The 19,597-nt window shown below is 43.4% G+C and carries 20 protein-coding genes; 13 read left to right on the plus strand and 7 right to left on the minus strand.

What is annotated here, in order from left to right; genetic code table 11:
• Positions 1–9: 9 nt before the first annotated feature.
• The 3 genes from AB4493_RS03475 to AB4493_RS03485 all read right to left on the minus strand — a co-directional run bounded on the left by AB4493_RS03475 (position 10) and on the right by AB4493_RS03485 (position 3,395).
• A complete protein-coding gene (locus tag AB4493_RS03475) occupies positions 10–1,731 on the minus strand; it encodes an ATP-binding protein (RefSeq protein WP_372154522.1) in 1,722 nt (573 codons plus the stop codon).
• Positions 1,731–2,915, minus strand: a complete 1,185-nt coding sequence (locus AB4493_RS03480) for an FIST signal transduction protein (protein ID WP_017063855.1) — start codon at positions 2,913–2,915, stop codon at positions 1,731–1,733. Before AB4493_RS03480 ends, AB4493_RS03475 begins: the two co-directional genes overlap by 1 nt.
• A gap of 114 nt (positions 2,916–3,029) precedes the next feature.
• Complete coding sequence (locus tag AB4493_RS03485) at positions 3,030–3,395, minus strand: hypothetical protein (RefSeq protein ID WP_372154523.1); 366 nt, start codon at positions 3,393–3,395, stop codon at positions 3,030–3,032.
• Between the two features lie 252 nt (positions 3,396–3,647).
• On the opposite strand from AB4493_RS03485, the gene ccoN reads away from it, so the two are divergent.
• The 10 genes from ccoN to uspE all read left to right on the plus strand — a co-directional run bounded on the left by ccoN (position 3,648) and on the right by uspE (position 12,652).
• Complete coding sequence (gene ccoN, locus AB4493_RS03490; RefSeq protein WP_009846707.1) at positions 3,648–5,081, plus strand: cytochrome-c oxidase, cbb3-type subunit I; 1,434 nt, start codon at positions 3,648–3,650, stop codon at positions 5,079–5,081.
• Positions 5,082–5,092: 11 nt separating this feature from the next.
• Entirely contained in the window at positions 5,093–5,713 is a 621-nt protein-coding gene (ccoO, locus tag AB4493_RS03495; protein WP_017059643.1) for a cytochrome-c oxidase, cbb3-type subunit II, read from the plus strand.
• A gap of 9 nt (positions 5,714–5,722) precedes the next feature.
• Positions 5,723–5,896 carry a CcoQ/FixQ family Cbb3-type cytochrome c oxidase assembly chaperone gene (locus AB4493_RS03500; protein ID WP_004733679.1) on the plus strand — a complete coding sequence of 58 codons (174 nt, stop codon included), beginning with the start codon at positions 5,723–5,725 and terminating at the stop codon, positions 5,894–5,896.
• Positions 5,896–6,870 (plus strand): cytochrome-c oxidase, cbb3-type subunit III, encoded by a 975-nt coding sequence (gene ccoP / locus AB4493_RS03505; RefSeq protein ID WP_017063857.1) that lies wholly within the window; start codon positions 5,896–5,898, stop codon positions 6,868–6,870. Before AB4493_RS03500 ends, ccoP begins: the two co-directional genes overlap by 1 nt.
• 108 nt (positions 6,871–6,978) lie before the next feature.
• Positions 6,979–7,458 (plus strand): FixH family protein, encoded by a 480-nt coding sequence (locus AB4493_RS03510; protein WP_017059641.1) that lies wholly within the window; start codon positions 6,979–6,981, stop codon positions 7,456–7,458.
• A gap of 5 nt (positions 7,459–7,463) precedes the next feature.
• Positions 7,464–9,836, plus strand: a complete 2,373-nt coding sequence (locus AB4493_RS03515; RefSeq protein WP_136974290.1) for a heavy metal translocating P-type ATPase metal-binding domain-containing protein — start codon at positions 7,464–7,466, stop codon at positions 9,834–9,836.
• Positions 9,836–10,072 (plus strand): cbb3-type cytochrome oxidase assembly protein CcoS, encoded by a 237-nt coding sequence (gene ccoS, locus AB4493_RS03520; protein ID WP_017059639.1) that lies wholly within the window; start codon positions 9,836–9,838, stop codon positions 10,070–10,072. The genes AB4493_RS03515 and ccoS overlap by 1 nt, the downstream gene beginning before the upstream one ends.
• The gene (locus AB4493_RS03525) at positions 10,062–10,736 is read left to right on the plus strand and encodes a sulfite exporter TauE/SafE family protein (RefSeq protein ID WP_017059638.1); all 675 of its coding nucleotides are present in this window, start codon (positions 10,062–10,064) and stop codon (positions 10,734–10,736) included. The genes ccoS and AB4493_RS03525 overlap by 11 nt, the downstream gene beginning before the upstream one ends.
• Before the next feature lie 86 nt (positions 10,737–10,822).
• Positions 10,823–11,569 (plus strand): FNR family transcription factor, encoded by a 747-nt coding sequence (locus AB4493_RS03530; protein ID WP_017059637.1) that lies wholly within the window; start codon positions 10,823–10,825, stop codon positions 11,567–11,569.
• A 132-nt stretch (positions 11,570–11,701) separates the two neighbouring features.
• Positions 11,702–12,652: a universal stress protein UspE gene (gene uspE / locus AB4493_RS03535; RefSeq protein WP_017070547.1), complete on the plus strand. Its 951-nt coding sequence runs from the start codon at positions 11,702–11,704 to the stop codon at positions 12,650–12,652.
• A 104-nt stretch (positions 12,653–12,756) separates the two neighbouring features.
• Here uspE and ttcA read toward each other — a convergent pair whose 3' ends face one another.
• The 4 genes from ttcA to AB4493_RS03555 all read right to left on the minus strand — a co-directional run bounded on the left by ttcA (position 12,757) and on the right by AB4493_RS03555 (position 16,402).
• Positions 12,757–13,650 carry a tRNA 2-thiocytidine(32) synthetase TtcA gene (gene ttcA / locus AB4493_RS03540; RefSeq protein WP_017059635.1) on the minus strand — a complete coding sequence of 298 codons (894 nt, stop codon included), beginning with the start codon at positions 13,648–13,650 and terminating at the stop codon, positions 12,757–12,759.
• A 319-nt stretch (positions 13,651–13,969) separates the two neighbouring features.
• Entirely contained in the window at positions 13,970–14,620 is a 651-nt protein-coding gene (locus AB4493_RS03545; protein ID WP_017063862.1) for a DUF2987 domain-containing protein, read from the minus strand.
• A gap of 122 nt (positions 14,621–14,742) precedes the next feature.
• Positions 14,743–15,594: a glucosaminidase domain-containing protein gene (locus AB4493_RS03550; protein WP_372154524.1), complete on the minus strand. Its 852-nt coding sequence runs from the start codon at positions 15,592–15,594 to the stop codon at positions 14,743–14,745.
• Entirely contained in the window at positions 15,587–16,402 is an 816-nt protein-coding gene (locus tag AB4493_RS03555) for a membrane protein (protein ID WP_017063864.1), read from the minus strand. The genes AB4493_RS03550 and AB4493_RS03555 overlap by 8 nt, the downstream gene beginning before the upstream one ends.
• A gap of 329 nt (positions 16,403–16,731) precedes the next feature.
• On the opposite strand from AB4493_RS03555, the gene potA reads away from it, so the two are divergent.
• The 3 genes from potA to potC are packed head-to-tail and all read left to right on the plus strand — an operon-like array spanning position 16,732 to position 19,458.
• Positions 16,732–17,847, plus strand: a complete 1,116-nt coding sequence (potA, locus tag AB4493_RS03560) for a spermidine/putrescine ABC transporter ATP-binding protein PotA (RefSeq protein ID WP_017059631.1) — start codon at positions 16,732–16,734, stop codon at positions 17,845–17,847.
• On the plus strand, positions 17,831–18,688 hold the full coding sequence (potB, locus tag AB4493_RS03565) for a spermidine/putrescine ABC transporter permease PotB (protein ID WP_017059630.1): 858 nt from the start codon (positions 17,831–17,833) through the stop codon (positions 18,686–18,688). The genes potA and potB overlap by 17 nt, the downstream gene beginning before the upstream one ends.
• Positions 18,688–19,458, plus strand: coding sequence for a spermidine/putrescine ABC transporter permease PotC (potC, locus tag AB4493_RS03570; RefSeq protein WP_017059629.1), 771 nt, complete (start codon positions 18,688–18,690; stop codon positions 19,456–19,458). Before potB ends, potC begins: the two co-directional genes overlap by 1 nt.
• Positions 19,459–19,597 lie beyond the last annotated feature (139 nt).

Below are 19,597 nucleotides of genomic sequence, written 5' to 3' on the forward strand. Positions count from 1 at the left end.
ATACGTTTATTAGACTTCAAGCATTAATCGATCAATTGCTTCTGTGATCTCTTTAGTTCTTACTGGCTTGGTCACGAAATCATTCATGCCGACATCTAAGCACGAACATTTGTCTTCTACTGATGTGTGTGCTGTTAGCGCAACGATTGGTGTTTTGATGTTTGCGTCTCTCATGTATTTGGTTGTGGTTAATCCATCCATGACCGGCATCGACACATCCATTAAGATAATGTCTATTGATTCGTTGCCTCTTTCAATAAAGCCAATCGCTTCTTCACCATTACTTGCGATGAAAACCTCGTGGCCTTGTCTTGTAAGGATTAACTTTATCACCATTTGATTCGTTGGATTGTCTTCGACAACTAACACTGAATAACGGCTTCTTAACTCTCGTGAAGATTCGTCTTCTTTGTTAGCCAGATTATTCGTAACTCTAGTAAGCACTGGCAACTGTACTTCGAATTTGGAGCCTTTTCCAGGCTCACTCTTTACCGATATGCGCCCGCGCATCAGTTCAACCAGTCTTTTAGTGATGGCCAAGCCTAAACCTGTGCCACCAAATCTACGTGTGATTGTGCTATCAGCTTGCACAAATGGACTGAACAGCGACGAAAGTTGTTGCGAGCTAATGCCAATCCCTGTGTCTTCCACCATTATATAGAAAGAGCTCTGCTGGTACTTTATAGAAACATGGACATGCCCACGCTCAGTGAACTTAATCGCGTTACCGATCAAATTAAATAGGATTTGTGCCAAGCGACTTGGGTCGATGTAATGAAGTTCACCTTCAGGGATATCGCTAGTTACTGTTAGCGGCAAACCTTTATCGTCTGCTGTCTTCTTTTGTTCAGACAATACAAAAGTTACAGTGTCTCTTACGTTGCTCCATTGAGGAGCCAACGAGAAACACCCAGATTCAATCTTAGAAAAATCCAATACGTCACTGATAATTGCCAGCAATAGCTCAGATGATGTGCTCATATTAAGCAGTATAGACTGTTGTTCTTCGTTCAATGATGTGGATTTTAGGGTGTCTATTAGGCCAATTATGGCATTTAGCGGTGTTCTTAATTCATGACTCATCATCGCGAGGAATTCAGACTTGGCCTTGTTGGCTCTTTCTGCGTCTTTTCTTGCTGTGACAAGCTCTGCGGTACGTTCTCGAACGGTTGCTTCAAGCTTTTCTTTGTTCTCAATATCGAAAACAGCACGCTCTATCAACGGTCGAAAACGGTTTAGTGTGGCCTTAGTTTCAATACTAAAGTGCTTGGTATTCGAGTGGATAAAGATGATGACGGATTGTGTTAGTCCGCTATCGATACCAGTAATTAGAACAGAGTTGATTTGATCGAGGATAATGGGATGTAAGGAATTGAATTCACCCAGAGACTTGGGTTCAAAAAGGATGGCGCATTCTCCATTGATCACTCGAGATAACTTGCCACAATCACTCCAATTCATCTGTTCGAAGACTTTGTTATTGCTTAGCAGGGTTTTGAAACTGCCTTCGTTCCCTACCCTTGATACCACGATAAAGTCATCAAACTTAATGTATTTTTTGAGCACGAACTCGAGACTGGAGAATATCTCAGATATGTTACTTGCCTTACTGATCGCAGAGATGGTTGATAAGATCACCCTGTTCTCTTCAGCCAGCTTTCGCTCACGGGCTTTTAGTTTTTGCAGTTCAATACGTGCTTCTTGCAGCGCTTCTTGACCTTCAGAACCCATTACTTTTTCAACCTATAAAACGTTGCAGACGATACCATTAAATTCCCGTGTGCATTCTCGCCACCAGAGAGCCTGCCTTGTTCACCAAACGTAAACGGACATATGTATGGGAGCCCATTAAGTGCTTGATTTATTTGGTCACAAACCTCATCCATATCTTGTTTAAGGTTCAACATTGGGCCTGCACAAAAGATATTGATCGCCCCTAGTTTCTCTTCAAGATCCATGTCGTTGTAGTATGAGGAGTGAATGATATTCGCGGCGCGGCTAATCAACTGCTGCTTAGACCCTTGCATCAGGTAGATGGTGTCGCCTTCACTGATGTCTGTGAACAGCTCAATCCCATTACACTCCGTCTCTCTGATCGAATGAGATAATTTGAAATATGGGTAATCGTAAGAAGAGCCGACTTTCCTGCCTAATGGGTAGACTGACGACTTTTCGAATATGTAGCCATCATCACTGCCATCTAAGTGGAAATTAGTCCATTCGTTGTAAACGGTGACGGCTGGCCTGTGGTCTATCTCCAACAAAATTCGGTTTCTTACTTTGGTCACGGTGCCTGAATACCGCGTAGGCGTATGACCCGCGCTGAAAGAGGAATAGATGGACTGAGACGCAAACACTACCGTTAAAGACACACCATTTATAGACAGCGACTCTTCGGTGAAGATACTCCAATTTCCGGAAACCTGGTTGTCTGCAGCACTGCCACCAATAATTGGCACTTCAGTACCAAATTTCTTATCGATAGCCGCCATCACCTTTTCTTCGTTACCCGGTGTGGAATGCAGCAAGATAAGATCAGGAATTTCACCTTCTCGGTTGGCGTTCTTGAGTGCTTTGTCTATCGCGCTGAAGGTACTGCGGTCTATGGAGTCGCTGAAATGTTCGATTCCCGTACCATAGGCGTTGATCCCCGAGTCATGAATAATGAGGACGCCAATGACTGGACCAGAATGAAAACCAGTTTCGGTCATAATGCCGTGACAAGTAGTACAGCCATGTATGGGAGTGTTCGGGAGAGCATCTACGAAATATCTCTGCACAGCGAGTGTCGAATACTCTTCTGTGCAGTAGCAAATAAGACAAGCAATATCGTCAGGGTTTTCCACCCCGCTGAGCAACTCATCTACTGCGATTTTATCGTCTAGGGAGTAAGAGACTTTTGATAGAAATTTCATAGATTCTGGGTAACTTTATTAATGCTCTCTTTATAACACTTTAATGCATTGTGTTTCACTGATTTGGTACATGTTTCTATCAAAAGAACCGAGGTGTGCCCCAGTTTCTCTCTGTTACTCCTTAGAAAGGTTTACAGAAAACGTGCTCACCTGTTGTGGAAATGTAACCGTTATTGAGGAGGTCTTATCACTAGTTTGTAACAGCCAATTTGATGGTCCTTTTTCTTCCAGAATTCCGCTTTCATTATAGCTAATGATAAATTTGCCAGTTTTAGATGTTTCGATCGAATACCCTAGGTTATTGCTTGAAACTGAAACATTATGATTATCAATACCAAATTTACAAGGTTTTGAAACTATACAGTTTGCTGTTTCGTTATTATCGTATGTTACTGTTCTCCAAGTAAATGCAGCTATTAAAATAACCAACATGACGATAATTTGAACAAGCCTGCCTTTTGTTAGCTTTTGTGCCGCCATTATAATCTTTACTCCTTGTTACAAAGTTCAAAGTTTTTAAATAAAAATCCAATTCCAGACCAAGCGTAAGGTTACTACTCTGTCATTGATTTGTTAATTCAAGTATAGTGTCGCGTTGAAAATGCCACTTTTTTTAAAAATCAGCAAGTGGAAATAAAGCCCTGAATAGGCTGAATTTCCTTTTCTAATTTGGGTGGCATTACGACGTGAGTCGTGTTGGAAGTAAAGTGTAGTAAATAAGAAATTGGAAGCATGCAAATGAGCCAAGAAAAGCAGCTTGAACAAAACTACAACTATACGGTCGTCCGTCAATTTACCCTAGTTACAATTTTGTGGGGTATTGTCGGTATGGGCGTTGGTGTTTTGATTGCCGCTCAATTAGTTTGGCCACAGCTAAACTTTGATACGCCGTGGTTGACGTACAGTCGTTTACGTCCCCTGCATACTAATGCGGTTATTTTTGCGTTCGGTACAAGTGCGCTGTTTGCAACATCATATTATGTTGTACAACGTACCTGTCAGACGCGTCTCTTTGGTGGCCCTCTCGTAGCCTTTACCTTTTGGGGTTGGCAAGCGATTATCCTGTCCGCTGCAATTACTTTACCGTTAGGTTTAACCTCTGGTAAAGAATACGCAGAACTTGAATGGCCAATCGATATTGCTATTACTCTTGTGTGGGTAGCTTATGCGGTCGTGTTCTTCGGAACCATGATTAAACGTAAGACATCGCACATTTACGTAGCAAACTGGTTCTTCGGAGCCTTCATTATCACGGTTGCCGTGTTGCACATCGTTAACAGCCTAGCTGTTCCTGTCTCTGCGTTTAAATCGTACTCGATTTATTCCGGAGCGATCGATGCAATGGTGCAATGGTGGTACGGACACAATGCGGTAGGCTTCCTATTGACAGCTGGTTTCCTAGGCATGATGTACTACTTCGTTCCTAAACAAGCTGGTCGCCCTGTTTACTCTTACCGTTTGTCGATTGTTCACTTCTGGGCTCTCGTGTCTCTGTATATCTGGGCTGGTCCTCACCACCTACACTACACTGCACTTCCTGACTGGACTCAATCTCTAGGTATGGTTATGTCTTTGGTTCTGTTTGCTCCATCTTGGGGTGGCATGATCAACGGTATTATGACTCTATCTGGTGCGTGGCATAAGCTTCGCTACGACCCAATCCTACGTTTCCTAATCGTTTCTCTATCATTCTACGGCATGTCGACTTTCGAAGGCCCAATGATGGCAATCAAAACGGTTAACGCACTATCTCACTACACGGACTGGACTATCGGTCACGTTCACTCTGGTGCGTTAGGTTGGGTTGCAATGGTTTCTATCGGTTCGGTTTACCACTTAGTTCCTAAACTATTTGGTCAAGAGCGTATGTACTCTGTATCCCTAATCAATGTTCACTTCTGGTTAGCAACGATTGGTACGGTTTTCTACATTGTAGCAATGTGGATCTCTGGCGTGATGCAAGGTCTGATGTGGCGTGCAGTTAACTCTGACGGTACATTAACTTACAGCTTCGTTGAATCTGTAGAAGCGTCTTACCCGTTCTACTTTGTACGTTTCTTAGGTGGTTTCATCTTCCTATCTGGTATGTTCTTAATGGCATACAACACGTACAAAACTGTTTCTGCACCTAAAGATAGCCTTAAAGCTATCCCTCAACCGGCTTAAGGAGATTTAGAATGAGCTCAAATTCAAATAATCGCCATGAGTTGGTAGAGAAGAATGTTGGCCTACTAGCGATTCTTATCGTTATTGCTATCAGTTTTGGTGCTTTAGTAGAAATTACCCCGCTTATTTTCCAAAAGCAGACTACTGAACCTGTAGAAAACCTACGTGTTTACTCTGCTCTGGAAATGGAAGGTCGTGATATCTACATTCGCGAAGGTTGTAACGTATGTCACAGCCAAATGATTCGTCCTTTCCGCTCTGAAACTGAACGTTACGGTCACTACTCTGTAGCTGGCGAAAGTGTTTGGGAACACCCATTCCTATGGGGTTCTAAGCGTACTGGTCCTGATCTAGCGCGTGTTGGTGATCGTTACTCTGATGAGTGGCACCGTGTTCACCTTATCGACCCTCGCGAACTTGTTCCTGAATCAAACATGCCTGGTTTCCCATGGCTTGCTGAGAATGTACTTGATGGCAAATTGACTAAACAGAAGCTTGAAATCTTCCGTAATCAATTTGGTGTTCCTTACACAGACGAACAAATTGCTAACGCTAAACAAGATGTTGAAGGAAAAACAGAGATGGATGCAATCATCGCTTACCTTCAATCGCTTGGCCACGCAATGAAATAAGGAATAATTATGGACATTATTACATTTCAAAGTGTTTGGACTGTTACTGTTTTTGCTTGTTTCATCGGCATCGTTTGGTGGGCTTTCGGTAAAAATCGTAAGTCGCGCTTCGACGAAGATGCAAACCTAGTGTTCGCTGATGAAGCACCTGCGAAAGATAAAAATCAAGGAGTGACGAAGTAATGAGTACATTCTGGAGTATTTGGGTAACAGTAATCACAATCGGTACATTGATTGGCTGTGCAGCCTTACTTCGTTGGTGTTCCAACGATAAAACAGGTGTAGAAGAAGGTCAGGATATGGGCCATGAATACGATGGTATTCGTGAGCTTAATAACCCGCTACCTAAATGGTGGACATACCTTTTCGTTAGCACAATTGTGTTTGCAGCTGTTTATCTAGCTCTATACCCAGGCCTTGGCAACTTTAAAGGTCTACTAGGTTGGACGAGTTCAAACCAAACAGTTCGTAGCGTAGAAGAGTCTCGCTCTGCAATCGCTGCTGCGCAAGCAAACAAACAGTTAGACGCATACGCGAAAGAACTTGATGATGCTGACACCTACTTTGGTGAAGCTTTCAGAAAGCTAGCTCACGACGAAAACGGTCTACGTTCTGTCCCTGACATTGCATCAGATGCCGATGCAATCAAAGTGGGCCAACGTTTGTTCCTACAAAACTGTTCTCAGTGTCACGGCTCTGATGCACGTGGTCAGAAAGGTTTCCCGAACCTAACTGATGACGCATGGCTATATGGTGGTGAACCACAAGCTATCGTTACTACCATCATGCATGGTCGTGTCGGTCAAATGCCAGGTTGGAAAGACGCTCTTGGCGAAGAAGGCGTAAAAGAAGTAGTTAGCTACACGCTTAGCCTTTCTGGTCGTAGCGTAAACGCACGTGAAGCAGAGGCTGGTAAAGCTCGCTTTGTAGTGTGTGCAGCGTGTCACGGTACTGATGGTAAGGGTAACCCTGCTGTTGGCGCCCCTGACCTGACTGACCGCGACTGGCTATTCGGCGATTCTCGCGCTGATGTGACGGAAACAGTCATGTACGGACGTTCTGGTGTAATGCCGGCTTGGAAGGACATCCTCGGTGAGGATAAGGTTCAGCTCGTCTCTGCCTACGTCTGGAGCCTCAGCAACTCAGATAAAGAGTAACATAATAATAACAGCCCCTTCTTAAGGGGCTGTCTTTCTTTTACAGTTATAACCTTAAGTGTTTGTAAAAATTAGTTTTATTTCATTGTATATATTGAGAATAATAATATGGAACAACCTTGGTATAAGCAGTTTTGGCCGTGGTTTTTGATCTTCCTAACCGTTGGCGTTTCTATGCTAACATTGGTTCGAGTCGCGATACTTACCAACCATTCAGTTAACGTTGTCACTGAAGATTACTATAAAAAAGGTAAAGGTATTAATGTCGACATTTCGAAAGTAAATGTTGCTAAAGAGCTTGGCTTATCAGCTTCAGTTAGCGAGAAAGGTAACTCAGTTATCATTACTCTCGACAAAGGCAAACTAGACCACTTCCCTGCTATTAGCGCAATGTTCGTGCACCGAACGCTGCCTGACCGTGATTTTACTCAGCTACTGACCGCTGATGCGAGAGGCAACTACACGTTGACTCTGGATCATGAAATGCAAGGTCCATGGTTTATCGAGCTTTCTCCGCATGATTCTGAATGGTTAGTGCAAGGTCGCATGAACTTCCCTATTGATACTCCTACTCAACTAACGAACTAAATCTTATGTGTGAATCCTGTTATCACTGCGGTGAAGATGTACCAGCGGAAACGGATTTTAAAGTAGAAATCTTAGGATCGGTGCGACCTATGTGTTGTCCGGGTTGCGAAACCGTAGCCCAGACAATCGTTGATAGCGGTCTGGTCTCTTACTACCAATATCGTACCGCTCCAGCTGAAAAAGCGGATCTCGTGCCAGAGCAACTTCTGGCACTCAGTCATTACGACAACGAAGATGTTCAATTGGAGTTCGTCCGTAACTCTGAAAACACCTCTGAAGTGACATTGTCACTAGAAGGTGTCTCTTGTGCTGCTTGTGCTTGGCTTATTGAAAAGCAAGTCTCTTCAAAGTTAGGGGTTGTTAGTATTCGTGTTAATACCACGACTAACCGCGCCCTGCTCAGTTGGGACAACACTCAGACGAAACTGAGCGAGCTGTTGTCTGCAATCCATACCTTAGGCTACAAAGCCGCACCTTTTGAGGCTGATCAACAAGAAGCCGCCTATCATCGATCGATGAAGAATTATCTCTATCGTCTTGGTATTGCTGGTTTAGCAACCATGCAGGTCATGATGCTGGCTGTGGCGTTGTATCTTGAAGTCTTCGGTAACCTTGAGCCCGAATTCAAAAGCTACTTCCGTTGGGTGAGCTTAATCTTTGCAACACCGGTTCTGCTCTACTCTGCATTGCCTTTCTATATCAACGCGTGGCGTAGCCTCAAAGGTCGAACATTGGGTATGGATGTACCTGTGTCGATCGCTCTTTTGTTTGCCTACGTTGCAAGTTTGGTCGCAACGGTGACAGAGAAAGGTGAAGTATTCTTCGAATCTATCTCGATGTTTACCTTCTTCCTACTGCTTGGTCGTTTCCTTGAAATGCGCGCTCGTCGTAAAGCCGCCGCTGCTAGTGGTAACCTGCTTAAGCTCGTTCCTGCTATGGCAACAACGTTAGATGGCGAACAAGTTCCAGTCAAAACCTTAAAAGTTGGCGACCAAATTCGCGTTCTACCGGGTGAGCACATTCCTGCCGATGGCAAAGTATTGTCTGGCAGAGTTCATATCGATGAATCGATGCTGACTGGCGAATCTATCCATGTGGTCAAAAACGAAGGCGATACTGTCTACGCTGGTACATTGAATGGTGACGAGTCGTTTGAACTGGAAGTGATGACATCAAAAGCGGATTCGGTGATTTCCAACATCGTTCGCCTGCAAGACGAAGCGCAACTGTCTAAACCTCGCATTGCAGAAATTGCTGATGTTGTGGCTCGATACTTTGTTGCGGTTATCTTAATCATCTCATTCGGCACTTGGTTTTACTGGCACCAAACACGACCAGAAGACGCTTTCTGGATCATGCTTTCGGTATTGGTCGCAACGTGTCCTTGTGCTCTGTCACTGGCAACACCGACGGCGATTACTTGTTCAACGTCTCGCATGGGTAACTTCGGTATTTTGCTGCGCAAAGGCCACGTATTCGAAACCTTGTGCAAAGTGAATCACTTGATCATCGATAAAACAGGTACATTGACTGAGGGTGATATTCGTATCAGCCAAGTTGAAACCTTCGCTGAACTTGATAAAGACACTTGTCTCAAAGTAGCGGCGAGCCTGGAACAACACGCTAACCACCCTATCGCTAAAGCGTTCAAGACTCATCTTTCTGATGAGATCGAAGTAGAGTCAGTTAATAACGTGATTGGTTCAGGTATCACTGGTGAGTGGAATGGCCAAGAAGTTGCGATTGGTAGTAGTGAATTCATTCTAGGTGAAGCTCAACCATCGGAAAGCAACGGCATTTACTTGTCGATGGCGGGTCGTCATATCGCTACATTTACTTATGAAGATCCAATCCGTAAAGAAAGCATCGAGTTTATTAAGCAATTTAAAGAAGCGGGCATCAAAACAACTCTGCTTACTGGCGATTCTTTGATTAACGCGAAGCCTGTTGCTGAAGAGATTGGTATTACTGATATTGTTGCTAACGCGAAACCTGAAGATAAACTTGCTTACCTGAACTCTCGAGATGCAAGTGACATTACCATGATGGTTGGCGATGGCATTAACGATGCCCCTATTCTTGCAGGTGCCCACCTTTCTGTCGCTATGGGCGGCGGTACAGACGTGGCGAAAGCTTCTGCGGATATGGTGTTACTGGGTGATAAGCTCGATAGATTACTTAAGTCGCGTACTTTGGCGTTAAAAACACGTAAGATAATTCGTGAAAACCTAGCTTGGTCATTAGGATATAACTTACTTATCCTTCCATTGGCTGTCGCGGGTTTGGTTGCTCCATACATTGCCGTTGTGGGCATGTCTGCCAGCTCTATTATTGTTGTGTCTAACTCGTTAAGGCTTTTAAAAGAGCAAGGTAAATAATGGAAAGTTTATACATCCTGATCCCCATTGCGATTGTACTGGTGTGCATCGCTGTTGGTATTTTTCTATGGGCGGTGAAGAGCGAACAGTTTGAAGACCTAGAACGTCAAGGTCACAATATACTGTTTGATGAAGACGAAAAGGCTCACAACCATTCTGATAGTAAACCTGTCAAGAATGAGAAAGCTAACAGCGAAAGCCAAACTAACGTAGACAAAAAGAACGATGACGCCTGATTGGATCGGAGCCTTTGTTGTTGGATTGATCGGCGCAGGCCATTGCATGGGAATGTGTGGTGGTATTGCGTCGCTTCTTTCGATTGGCAACAGTAAACCTTCCCCTGTTATTCCCCTACTTTATAACCTAGGGCGCTTGCTAAGTTATGCCGTGATTGGTGGTGTGATTGGCGGTGCAATCTCTTCGATAGGTCAGCTAAGCGATTTTAACGCTCTGCTAGGTTGGCTGCGATTATTTGCAGCTGGCTTTATGATCGTCTTAGGTTTGTATATCGGTAAATGGTGGTTCGGCTTGTTGTTCTTTGAAAAAGTCGGGCAGAAACTATGGCGCTATATCTCTCCTTTAGGTAAATCATTTCTACCCTTGAAGCACCCTAGCCATGCTTTGCCGTTTGGCTTTATTTGGGGTTGGCTACCATGTGGCTTAGTTTACTCAATGCTTACGTGGGCGGCCGTATCAGGAAGTTGGTACAACGGTGCCGGTATCATGCTTGCTTTCGGTTTAGGTACGCTTCCAGCAATGCTCACAGTAGGCATGGGCGCTAATTTCCTCAAAAAACTGCAACAAGCTGACTTATTTCGCCAATTAGGCGCAATTTTAATCCTCCTTTACGGTTTCTATACCGGATATATGGCATTGCAGCTCATTATTTATACCGTATAGGTGATCTTTAAATCCGGTTTTTTTACTACCCAACTGGATAAAGGAATGCTAAAATATTGACGTATATCAAATAGTGAAAGATTGTTATGATTTCTGAAAAGCCTGTGACGAAACGTGTTCAGTCTGGTGGCTGTGCGATCCATTGCCAGGATTGTAGTATTAGCCAGCTCTGTATTCCGTTTACTTTGAATGAATCTGAACTCGATCAACTTGATCAGATCATTGAGAGAAAAAAGCCTATTCAAAAAGGCCAAGAGTTATTTAAAGCCGGTGACGAGCTTAAATCTCTATATGCTATTCGCTCTGGAACGATCAAGAGCTACACGATTACCGAGCAAGGTGATGAGCAGATTACTGCATTCCACCTAGCGGGCGATCTTGTTGGCTTCGATGCGATTACTGGTGACCAACACCCTAGTTTTGCACAAGCGCTAGAAACTTCTATGGTATGTGAAATCCCATATGAGATTCTTGATGACCTATCAGGAAAAATGCCTAAATTGCGTCAGCAAATTATGCGCCTGATGAGTAACGAGATTAAAGGTGACCAAGAAATGATTCTGCTTCTTTCTAAGAAGAACGCGGAAGAGCGTCTTGCTGCATTCCTTTACAACCTTTCGACTCGCTTCTCTCAACGTGGCTTCAGCCCGCGTGAGTTCCGCCTAACGATGACTCGTGGCGATATTGGTAACTACCTTGGTTTGACTGTTGAAACAATCAGCCGTCTTCTAGGTCGCTTCCAAAAAGCAGACATCTTGAGCGTTAAAGGCAAATATATCACTATCGAAGATCACGATGCGTTGATGGAACTTGCTGGCGTTTCAAAAGAATAGTCTAGATATCAATGATGTAGTTCAATAATGAGCTACATCATGTTTCTCTCTTAAAACCTCTTATATTTCTCTTAATCTCTCCATAACTACGCTACATTATTTATATGTTCGGTCTGAAAAGTAGGCTTAGTTATGAGTATCTATAACAAAATTTTAGTTGTCGCAGACATTAATCACGATGAGCAACCTGCTCTAGTTCGTGCTATCCAACTTGCTAAGAAAAGCACCTCAACAAGCCACATCACTTTCTTTTTGTCGATATACGACTTCTCGTATGAAATGACATCTATGCTCTCTATCGATGAAAGAGACGCAATGCGCAAAGGCGTAATTCATCAACGCGAAATTTGGATGAATAAAGTCGCAGAACCTTACCTAGATGATTCTATTGAATTTAACGTACAAGTGGTTTGGCACAACCGCCCGTACGAAGCGATCATAGCCGAGGTTTACAGTGGCGAACACGACATCTTAATCAAAGGCACGCGTAAGCATGATACTTTGGAATCTGTCATCTTCACTCCAACCGATTGGCATCTATTGAGAAAGTGCCCTAGCCCAGTGCTATTGGTTAAAAACGATTTCTGGCCAGATCACGCGAAGATTTTTGCTTCCGTTCATGTAGGTTCTGAAACAGAAGCTCATTTAGAGCTTAACGATACAATGGTCGACAGATTGCTAGAGATCACCGGTCGTTTGGATGCGGAACCGTTCTTGGTGAATGCCTACCCTGTGACACCTGCGAATATTACCATTGAACTGCCAGAGTTTGATCCAACGTCTTATACCGATGCGGTTCGTGGCCATCACTTAACGGCAATGAAAGCATTGCGCCAGAAGCACGGTATGTGTGAAGAACAAACTGTGGTTGAACAAGGCTTGCCAGAAGATGTTATTCCTCGCGTCGCTTCTGAAAATAACGCTGCGATGGTGATTCTGGGTACAACGGGTCGTACTGGCTTGTCTGCCGTGTTTATTGGTAATACCGCGGAACATGTTATCGATAAGATTAACTGTGATGTGTTGGCTCTTAAACCGTCTGGTTACGTCAGCCCACTAGACCCTAACCTTTCGAAAGGTTAGGTCAGGGAAAAGTTTAACTTATAAAAAAACGCCTCAAGCATTGCTTGAGGCGTTTTTGTTTGTCTGTTGTAGGCGCATCTACTGCTCTACAACGATTATTCTTATTATACGTTCGTTACGTCGATGAACATTGACTCATCGATGTTAGAAGATGAAATTTCAGCTTCTTCGAATTCGTACGCTTTGCGGTCTTCACTACGGTCTAGTGGAAGGTTCACGAAGTCAAACAGCTCACGGTCAGCCAGTTGGCTTGGACTTACGTTCTGGATTGACTTGAAGATCTTCTCAACACGACCTGGCGTTTTCTTATCCCAATCAATTAGCATCGCTTTAATGTTCTGACGCTGTAGATTCTCTTGAGAGCCACATAGGTTACAAGGAATGATTGGGAACTCTTTATGTTCTGCGTATTTGATTAGGTCCGTTTCACGACAGTAAGTCAGTGGACGAATAACAACGTTACGACCATCATCTGAACGAAGCTTTGGTGGCATAGCCTTTAAGCGCGCACCGTGGAACATGTTTAGGAACATGGTCTCAACGATGTCGTCTAGGTGGTGACCCAGAGCGATCTTAGTTGCACCAATCTTCTCTGCGAATGAGTACAAAGTACCACGACGAAGACGAGAACATAGGCCACACGTTGTTTTACCTTCTGGCACTTTCTCTTTAACCACTGAATACGTGTCTTTATCTACGATGTAGTAAGGAATGTTCAGCGTTTCAAAGTACTCAGGAAGAATGTGTTCAGGGAACCCAGGTTGTTTTTGATCTAGGTTTACTGCCACAACATCAAATTTGATCGGTGCTGCTTCACGTAAACGTAGCAAAATATCTAACATCGCAAATGAATCTTTACCGCCACTAATACATGCCATTACTACGTCATTCTCTTCGATCATGTTGTAGTCGATGATGGCATTTCCAACATTTCTTCTCAGACGTTTCTGAAGTTTGTTGAATTCAAGTGTTTCTTTTCTATTATCGTTTTGGTTCATTGCGACTCTCACACCGTCGTATTACCGACTGTAGATTGCTAGTGGGACTGTTTTAGGGCGTGGATTATACGGATTTTTATTTGATGTTGAAATAGTAACGGCCGGATAAACAAGCTGAGTAATAGAAAGATTCTGCTTTTATTGTTCGATAAGCGCCTAAACGGCAGAGAAACGCGGCTTCACAAGCTCTCGGTTGGTATCATAGATAAAGAAAAGCAGCCTGATCTTATTCGATGAGGCTGCTTTAAGATATGTCGCAAAAACTTAGGGGGATGATTTCGCTAAGCTTTTACTTCACTAACAATGATTCTGTTAAAAATTATTGCGCGGGAATGTACGGCAATACGCGAACTGTTGGTTCTGGCAACGTGATGCTGTCACTTCCATTCAGTTCTTCTAAGGTGAATTTCGCACGTCCTTCTTTGATTGGTAGTTGCTTGCCATTTGAAAGCTCGATGTTGCCTTCCAGCTTATTAGCGAACTCTAGCGTTAACCCTTGGATATCTGGCGTGAACCAACCAGAGAACATACCGCTGACGTCTTCAAGCATCGCCTGCATCTGTGGTAATAGGTTTTCTATCTGTGCAACTTCTACTGTGCCAGCTAAAGGCTCTTGAGTCATCACCACAAAAGAATACGCACATTCCTGTTCTTGAGTTTGTACAAAGATAAGAGGGTTTGCTGAGCGTAGGTTTTGATCTACCGGTAGAAGCAGTTCATTGGCCGGAGAGACTTTTAGCTCTTCGTAGTGCTCTTCTTTTTCCATCCAAGCTTTGCTGATGTGACAGGTTTGCTGAGCTTGTTGATCAACAAAGAAGACCGCAACTTTGACATCATCATGCCCTTCTTTGGTGTTGTTTTTCAGCTGAGTATAAAGCTTAGAATACGTGAACATGTATTCTTGCGCTGAAGCAGGAAGAGAAACCCCAAGGCTTAATGAGGCTAATAAAGCGAGTGCTGTCTTTTTCATTATTATAATCTTGTCGAAGTTGAGCGTTTATAAATAGAAAGAGCAGCCAATGAGCTGCTCTTTTTGTGATATTACTGGTATAAGCCGACTATCGAAGGCAACCAAGTTGGTATCAAAATGAGTTACTTTTTCCAGTATACCTCGTTGTGACGGATCATAGCTTGTAAATCAGTCACATAGTCGGAACCTCGCTCAGAATATTTTAACAAGCCATTGGTGAGCTCTGTCGCCGTTGCGGTTGTTAAAAGATCATCACCTTGCGCATCAAGTTTTGCACGAATCACTCTTAGATCGGCGTAAGCACGATTACGATTAAGGTTCATGAAATACCGATGTACGGATTCTTGGCTTGAAGAGAATGTTGCGACTTCATGCGAGCTACCTTCGTTACGTTGTAGCGGAACAAGGCCACAACCTTTGGTGTAACACCAGTGTCCAAAATAGTTATTTGCTTTAGTGGCGAAACGAGATGTACCCCAAGCTGATTCATTGGCCGCCTGAGTTAACACAAGCGCTTCAGGTAGCACGTTTACACGATTCAACATTTCTTTCAGCCAAGCGTCATCTAAGCCCGATGAAGGTACAGGCAGGCTATACAGCTTCCCTAGTCTCTTTGCGTATGACGCGTCTTCAGAGTCAACATTGTTCAACCCCGTCTCTGAAAACTTGGTTAGAAACGCACGTTCTTTGGTGATTCGCTTGTTTTCGATGTTGATACTTGGGCGAAGATAAGAAAAGAAGGTGTCTTTCTTTTTATTTACATCTTCAATCGCTGCGAAATTTGGCTTATCAGAAGAGACGGTCAAGTCACCAAAGTTTTGCTCTGAGTCTGGAGCCTTTTGCCCCGCTCGCCTGCGCTCTTCTTCTTGTTGGTAAAGCATTGGGCCAACTAACGAGATCGAGCCAACTAAGGCTAATGCTGTCACTTTTAGCGCAAGTGATTTACTTGCGCTTAATTTAGAGTTGTTATGCATCGAATACCTGTGGGTCTTTATTGTTGCTACCGTTGTGGTCGTCGTCGCTCTTTGGTCTGTCTGACGCGATCAGTTTGAGTTTAATGCCAAACATCTCGCGGTAAAGAATCCCTTTCACGTGGAAGAAGAAAGGTAAAACGAAGATAAGGCCAATGCCGTACATCATTGCCGCGACGATGAACATCAGCATTACTAATAGGTAGATAGAAGCAACGGTGAAGATTTTTTTGTTGACAGCACGCAGAGAAAGCAGCAGCGATTGCATTGGCGGCACTTTCTTATCACAAATCAGCAGAATCGAATGGCTGAACGCCAGTGAGAAGTAGATAGACAAGAACGGCAGAATCATACCTGCGATGCCTTGAAGCATTAGGCTAAACAAAGTCACTAGAATAACCGGAACCGTAAACTGCAAACCTTTACCGATGTGGCGTACTTTGGTTTGTAGGCCAGCGGCGTGACTCATTGCCATTAAACAGATACCCGCATAGATAGGCGCACTGATCACTTCATAGCTAAAGTTCGCGATAAAAATCGATTCAACGATTTGTGGCGTAAACGACTCTGGGTCGATAACTGCATCTAAGATAACCGCGGGATCACCAAGCTGTAGTTTTAGTGCGATATAAAAGATAGCGAGCTGCACAAACATCAAAGCAATAATCGCTGGGGAAAACGAAAGAAAGTGACTTATCGTATGTTTCCAAGCTTCTTGGAATACAGCCGTTGCTTTGAGCTCATAATCGCCAGAAAGTGCACGGTTGATACTACCGCCCAAATTAAAATCTTTTTCGATGTCGTTGTTCATATTGATACCTAGGTGTGCCGATTAAGCGAAGCCACCTAACTTATTGATAAAAAATTACCTTCATTATACTCATATGTCGGATACAAACTAAAATATGAATCTGTAACAAGGCTTGCTTTTGCGTCTTGATGGTTAATAATTAGACACTTGTTAGGGTGTAAACCCAGTAAATAACAGTATGGTAAAGGATGTTTACTTTTACCTGCGAAATTTTTTATCTTCGAAAGGTAAAAAATGCTTTGAATTCACGTTTTTGGTGATTATGATGCGCGCCTTAAAGGTGTATAGCAACAGGTCTCAAATAGAACCAAGGTGGAGAAAAACAGACGTTGAACGCTAAAAAATCAGTAGGAAAGCCAGTAGTACAGCTAACTGGCATCAGTAAAAGTTTCGATGGTAAGGAAGTCATCGGCAATCTGGATTTAAACGTAAATCATGGTGAGTTTCTCACGATTTTAGGCCCATCAGGTTGTGGTAAAACAACCGTGCTAAGAATGATTGCGGGTTTTGAAACGGCAGATAGTGGTCAAATACTATTAGCTGAACAAAACGTAACCCAAGTTCCTGCTGAACAAAGGCATGTAAACACTGTATTCCAAAGCTATGCCCTATTCCCGCATATGACCGTTTTCGACAATGTGGCATTTGGCTTACGCATGCAGAAAGTTCCAAACAGCGAGATTGAACCTCGTGTAATGGATGCTTTGAAAATGGTGCGCCTAGAACAAATGGCACAACGAAAGCCACACCAGCTATCTGGTGGCCAACAGCAACGTATCGCAATCGCTCGTGCTGTCGTTAATAAGCCTAAAGTTCTTTTGTTGGATGAATCTCTATCTGCTCTGGATTACAAACTACGTAAACAGATGCAAATCGAGCTGAAACAATTACAACGCCAACTTGGTATCACGTTCATTTTTGTAACGCATGACCAAGAAGAGGCGCTGTCTATGTCTGACCGTATTATTGTTATGCGTGATGGCGTGATTGAACAAGACGGAACACCAAGAGAGATCTACGAAGAGCCTAAGAACCTATTTGTAGCGCGTTTCATTGGTGAAATTAACGTATTCGAAGCGACAGCGAAATCTCGTCAAGATGAAAAACGCATTGTTGCGACAATCGAAGGTGAAGAGTCCATTATCTATCACGATAAAGACGTAACACCGGGTCAAAAACTGCAAGTATTGCTTCGCCCTGAAGATCTTCGAATCGAAGAAATTAAAGAGTCAGAGCAACGCGGTATTGTTGGCCACATTGTCGAGCGAACCTATAAAGGCATGACATTAGATTCAGTCGTAGAACTTGAATCTGGTATGCGTGTCATGGTTAGCGAATTCTTCAACGAAGATGACCCTGATGTTGATCACTCACTGGGCCAAAAAGTTGCAGTAACTTGGGTTGAGAGCTGGGAAGTGGTATTAGAAGATGAGCAAGAAGTTTAATTTACAAAACGCAATTGTTGCTTTAATCACAGGTTGGTTAGTGTTGTTCGTGATGATTCCAAACATCATGATCATTGGTACTAGCTTCTTAACTCGTGATGAAGCGAACTTGATCGAGATGACCTTCACTCTCGATAACTACGTGCGTTTGGCTGACCCGCTGTATTTTAAAGTGTTGATGCACTCTTTCTATATGGCAATTGTCGCAACCCTACTTTGTTTGATTATTGGTTACCCATTCGCTTACATCGTGGCAAAAATGCCGGCGAAGTGGCGTCCAATCATGTTGTTCCTAGTGATAGTACCATTCTGGACGAACTCTTTGATTCGTACATACGGATTAAAAATTGTACTGGGTACGCAAGGTGTCTTGAACAAAAGCTTGTTAGCGTTAGATATCATTGATAAACCGCTACGTATCATGTACTCAGAAACCGCAGTAATGATCGGTTTAGTGTACATCCTACTTCCGTTTATGATTCTGCCGCTGTATTCAGCGATTGAAAAACTGGACGATACGTATTTAGAAGCGGCTAAAGATTTAGGTGCGAACAAACTGCAAACGCTATTGAAAGTGGTACTACCACTAACAATGCCGGGCATTATTGGCGGCTGTTTGTTAGTGCTACTGCCAGCGTTAGGTATGTTCTACATCTCTGACCTATTAGGCGGAGCTAAGAACCTATTGATTGGTAACGTGATTAAGAGCCAAGTGCTCAACGCTCGAGACTGGCCGTTTGGTGCAGCGACGAGTATCGCACTGACCATGGCAATGGCTGTGATGCTGTATGCCTACTACCGAGCAGGTAAGCTATTGAACAAGAAAGTGGAGCTAGACTAATGGGGCGCACAGTTAAGTTCAGCTTTATGGCGCTGGTATACGCCTTTCTATACCTACCTATTATCGTATTGATCGCCAACTCGTTTAATGCCAATAAGTTTGGTATGAAATGGGGTGGCTTCACCACTAAATGGTATGACGCGCTTATTAACAACGACAGCCTAATGCAGGCTGCGTGGCACTCGATCAACGTAGCGGTGTTCTCAGCAACAGCCGCAACGATTGTCGGGAGCCTTACAGCAGTAGCCCTATTCCGTTACCAATTTAAAGGTAAAGGCATCGTAAATGGCATGCTGTTCATCGTAATGATGTCTCCAGATATCGTAATGGCGATTTCGCTTCTTGCGCTATTCTTGGTAATGGGTGTTCAACTTGGGTTCTTTACCCTACTTGCTGCTCACATTACCTTCTGTCTACCGTTTGTTGTAGTAACGGTATACAGTCGCTTGAATGGCTTTGATGTGAAGATGCTAGAAGCAGCAAAAGACTTAGGTGCAAGTGAATGGACGATTCTAAAACAGATCATTCTGCCTCTTGCTAAGCCAGCGGTTGCTGCGGGTTGGTTATTGAGCTTCACTCTGTCTTTGGACGATGTAATCATTAGCTCTTTCGTAACCGGCCCAACGTATGAAATCTTACCACTGAAGATTTACTCAATGGTTAAAGTGGGTATCTCTCCTGAGGTAAACGCCCTAGCAACAGTGATGTTAGTGGTGTCGTTAATACTGGTGATCATTTCTCAGTCATTAGCGAGAGAAAAAATCAAGTAAGTCTCCTACTCTATATAGAGACTGGCTTGATTAAGAAGTTAAGAGACTTCAAGTTCAAAAAAAGTGTTAATCATAAACAGAATGGTAAATTGCCATTCTGTTTTTCTATCTACTGCCTTCGGGCAACGTTTAGTTTGGA

Origin of the sequence: Vibrio sp. 10N.222.55.A1, assembly GCF_041473835.1 — a bacterium.
Lineage (GTDB): Bacteria > Pseudomonadota > Gammaproteobacteria > Enterobacterales > Vibrionaceae > Vibrio > Vibrio crassostreae_C.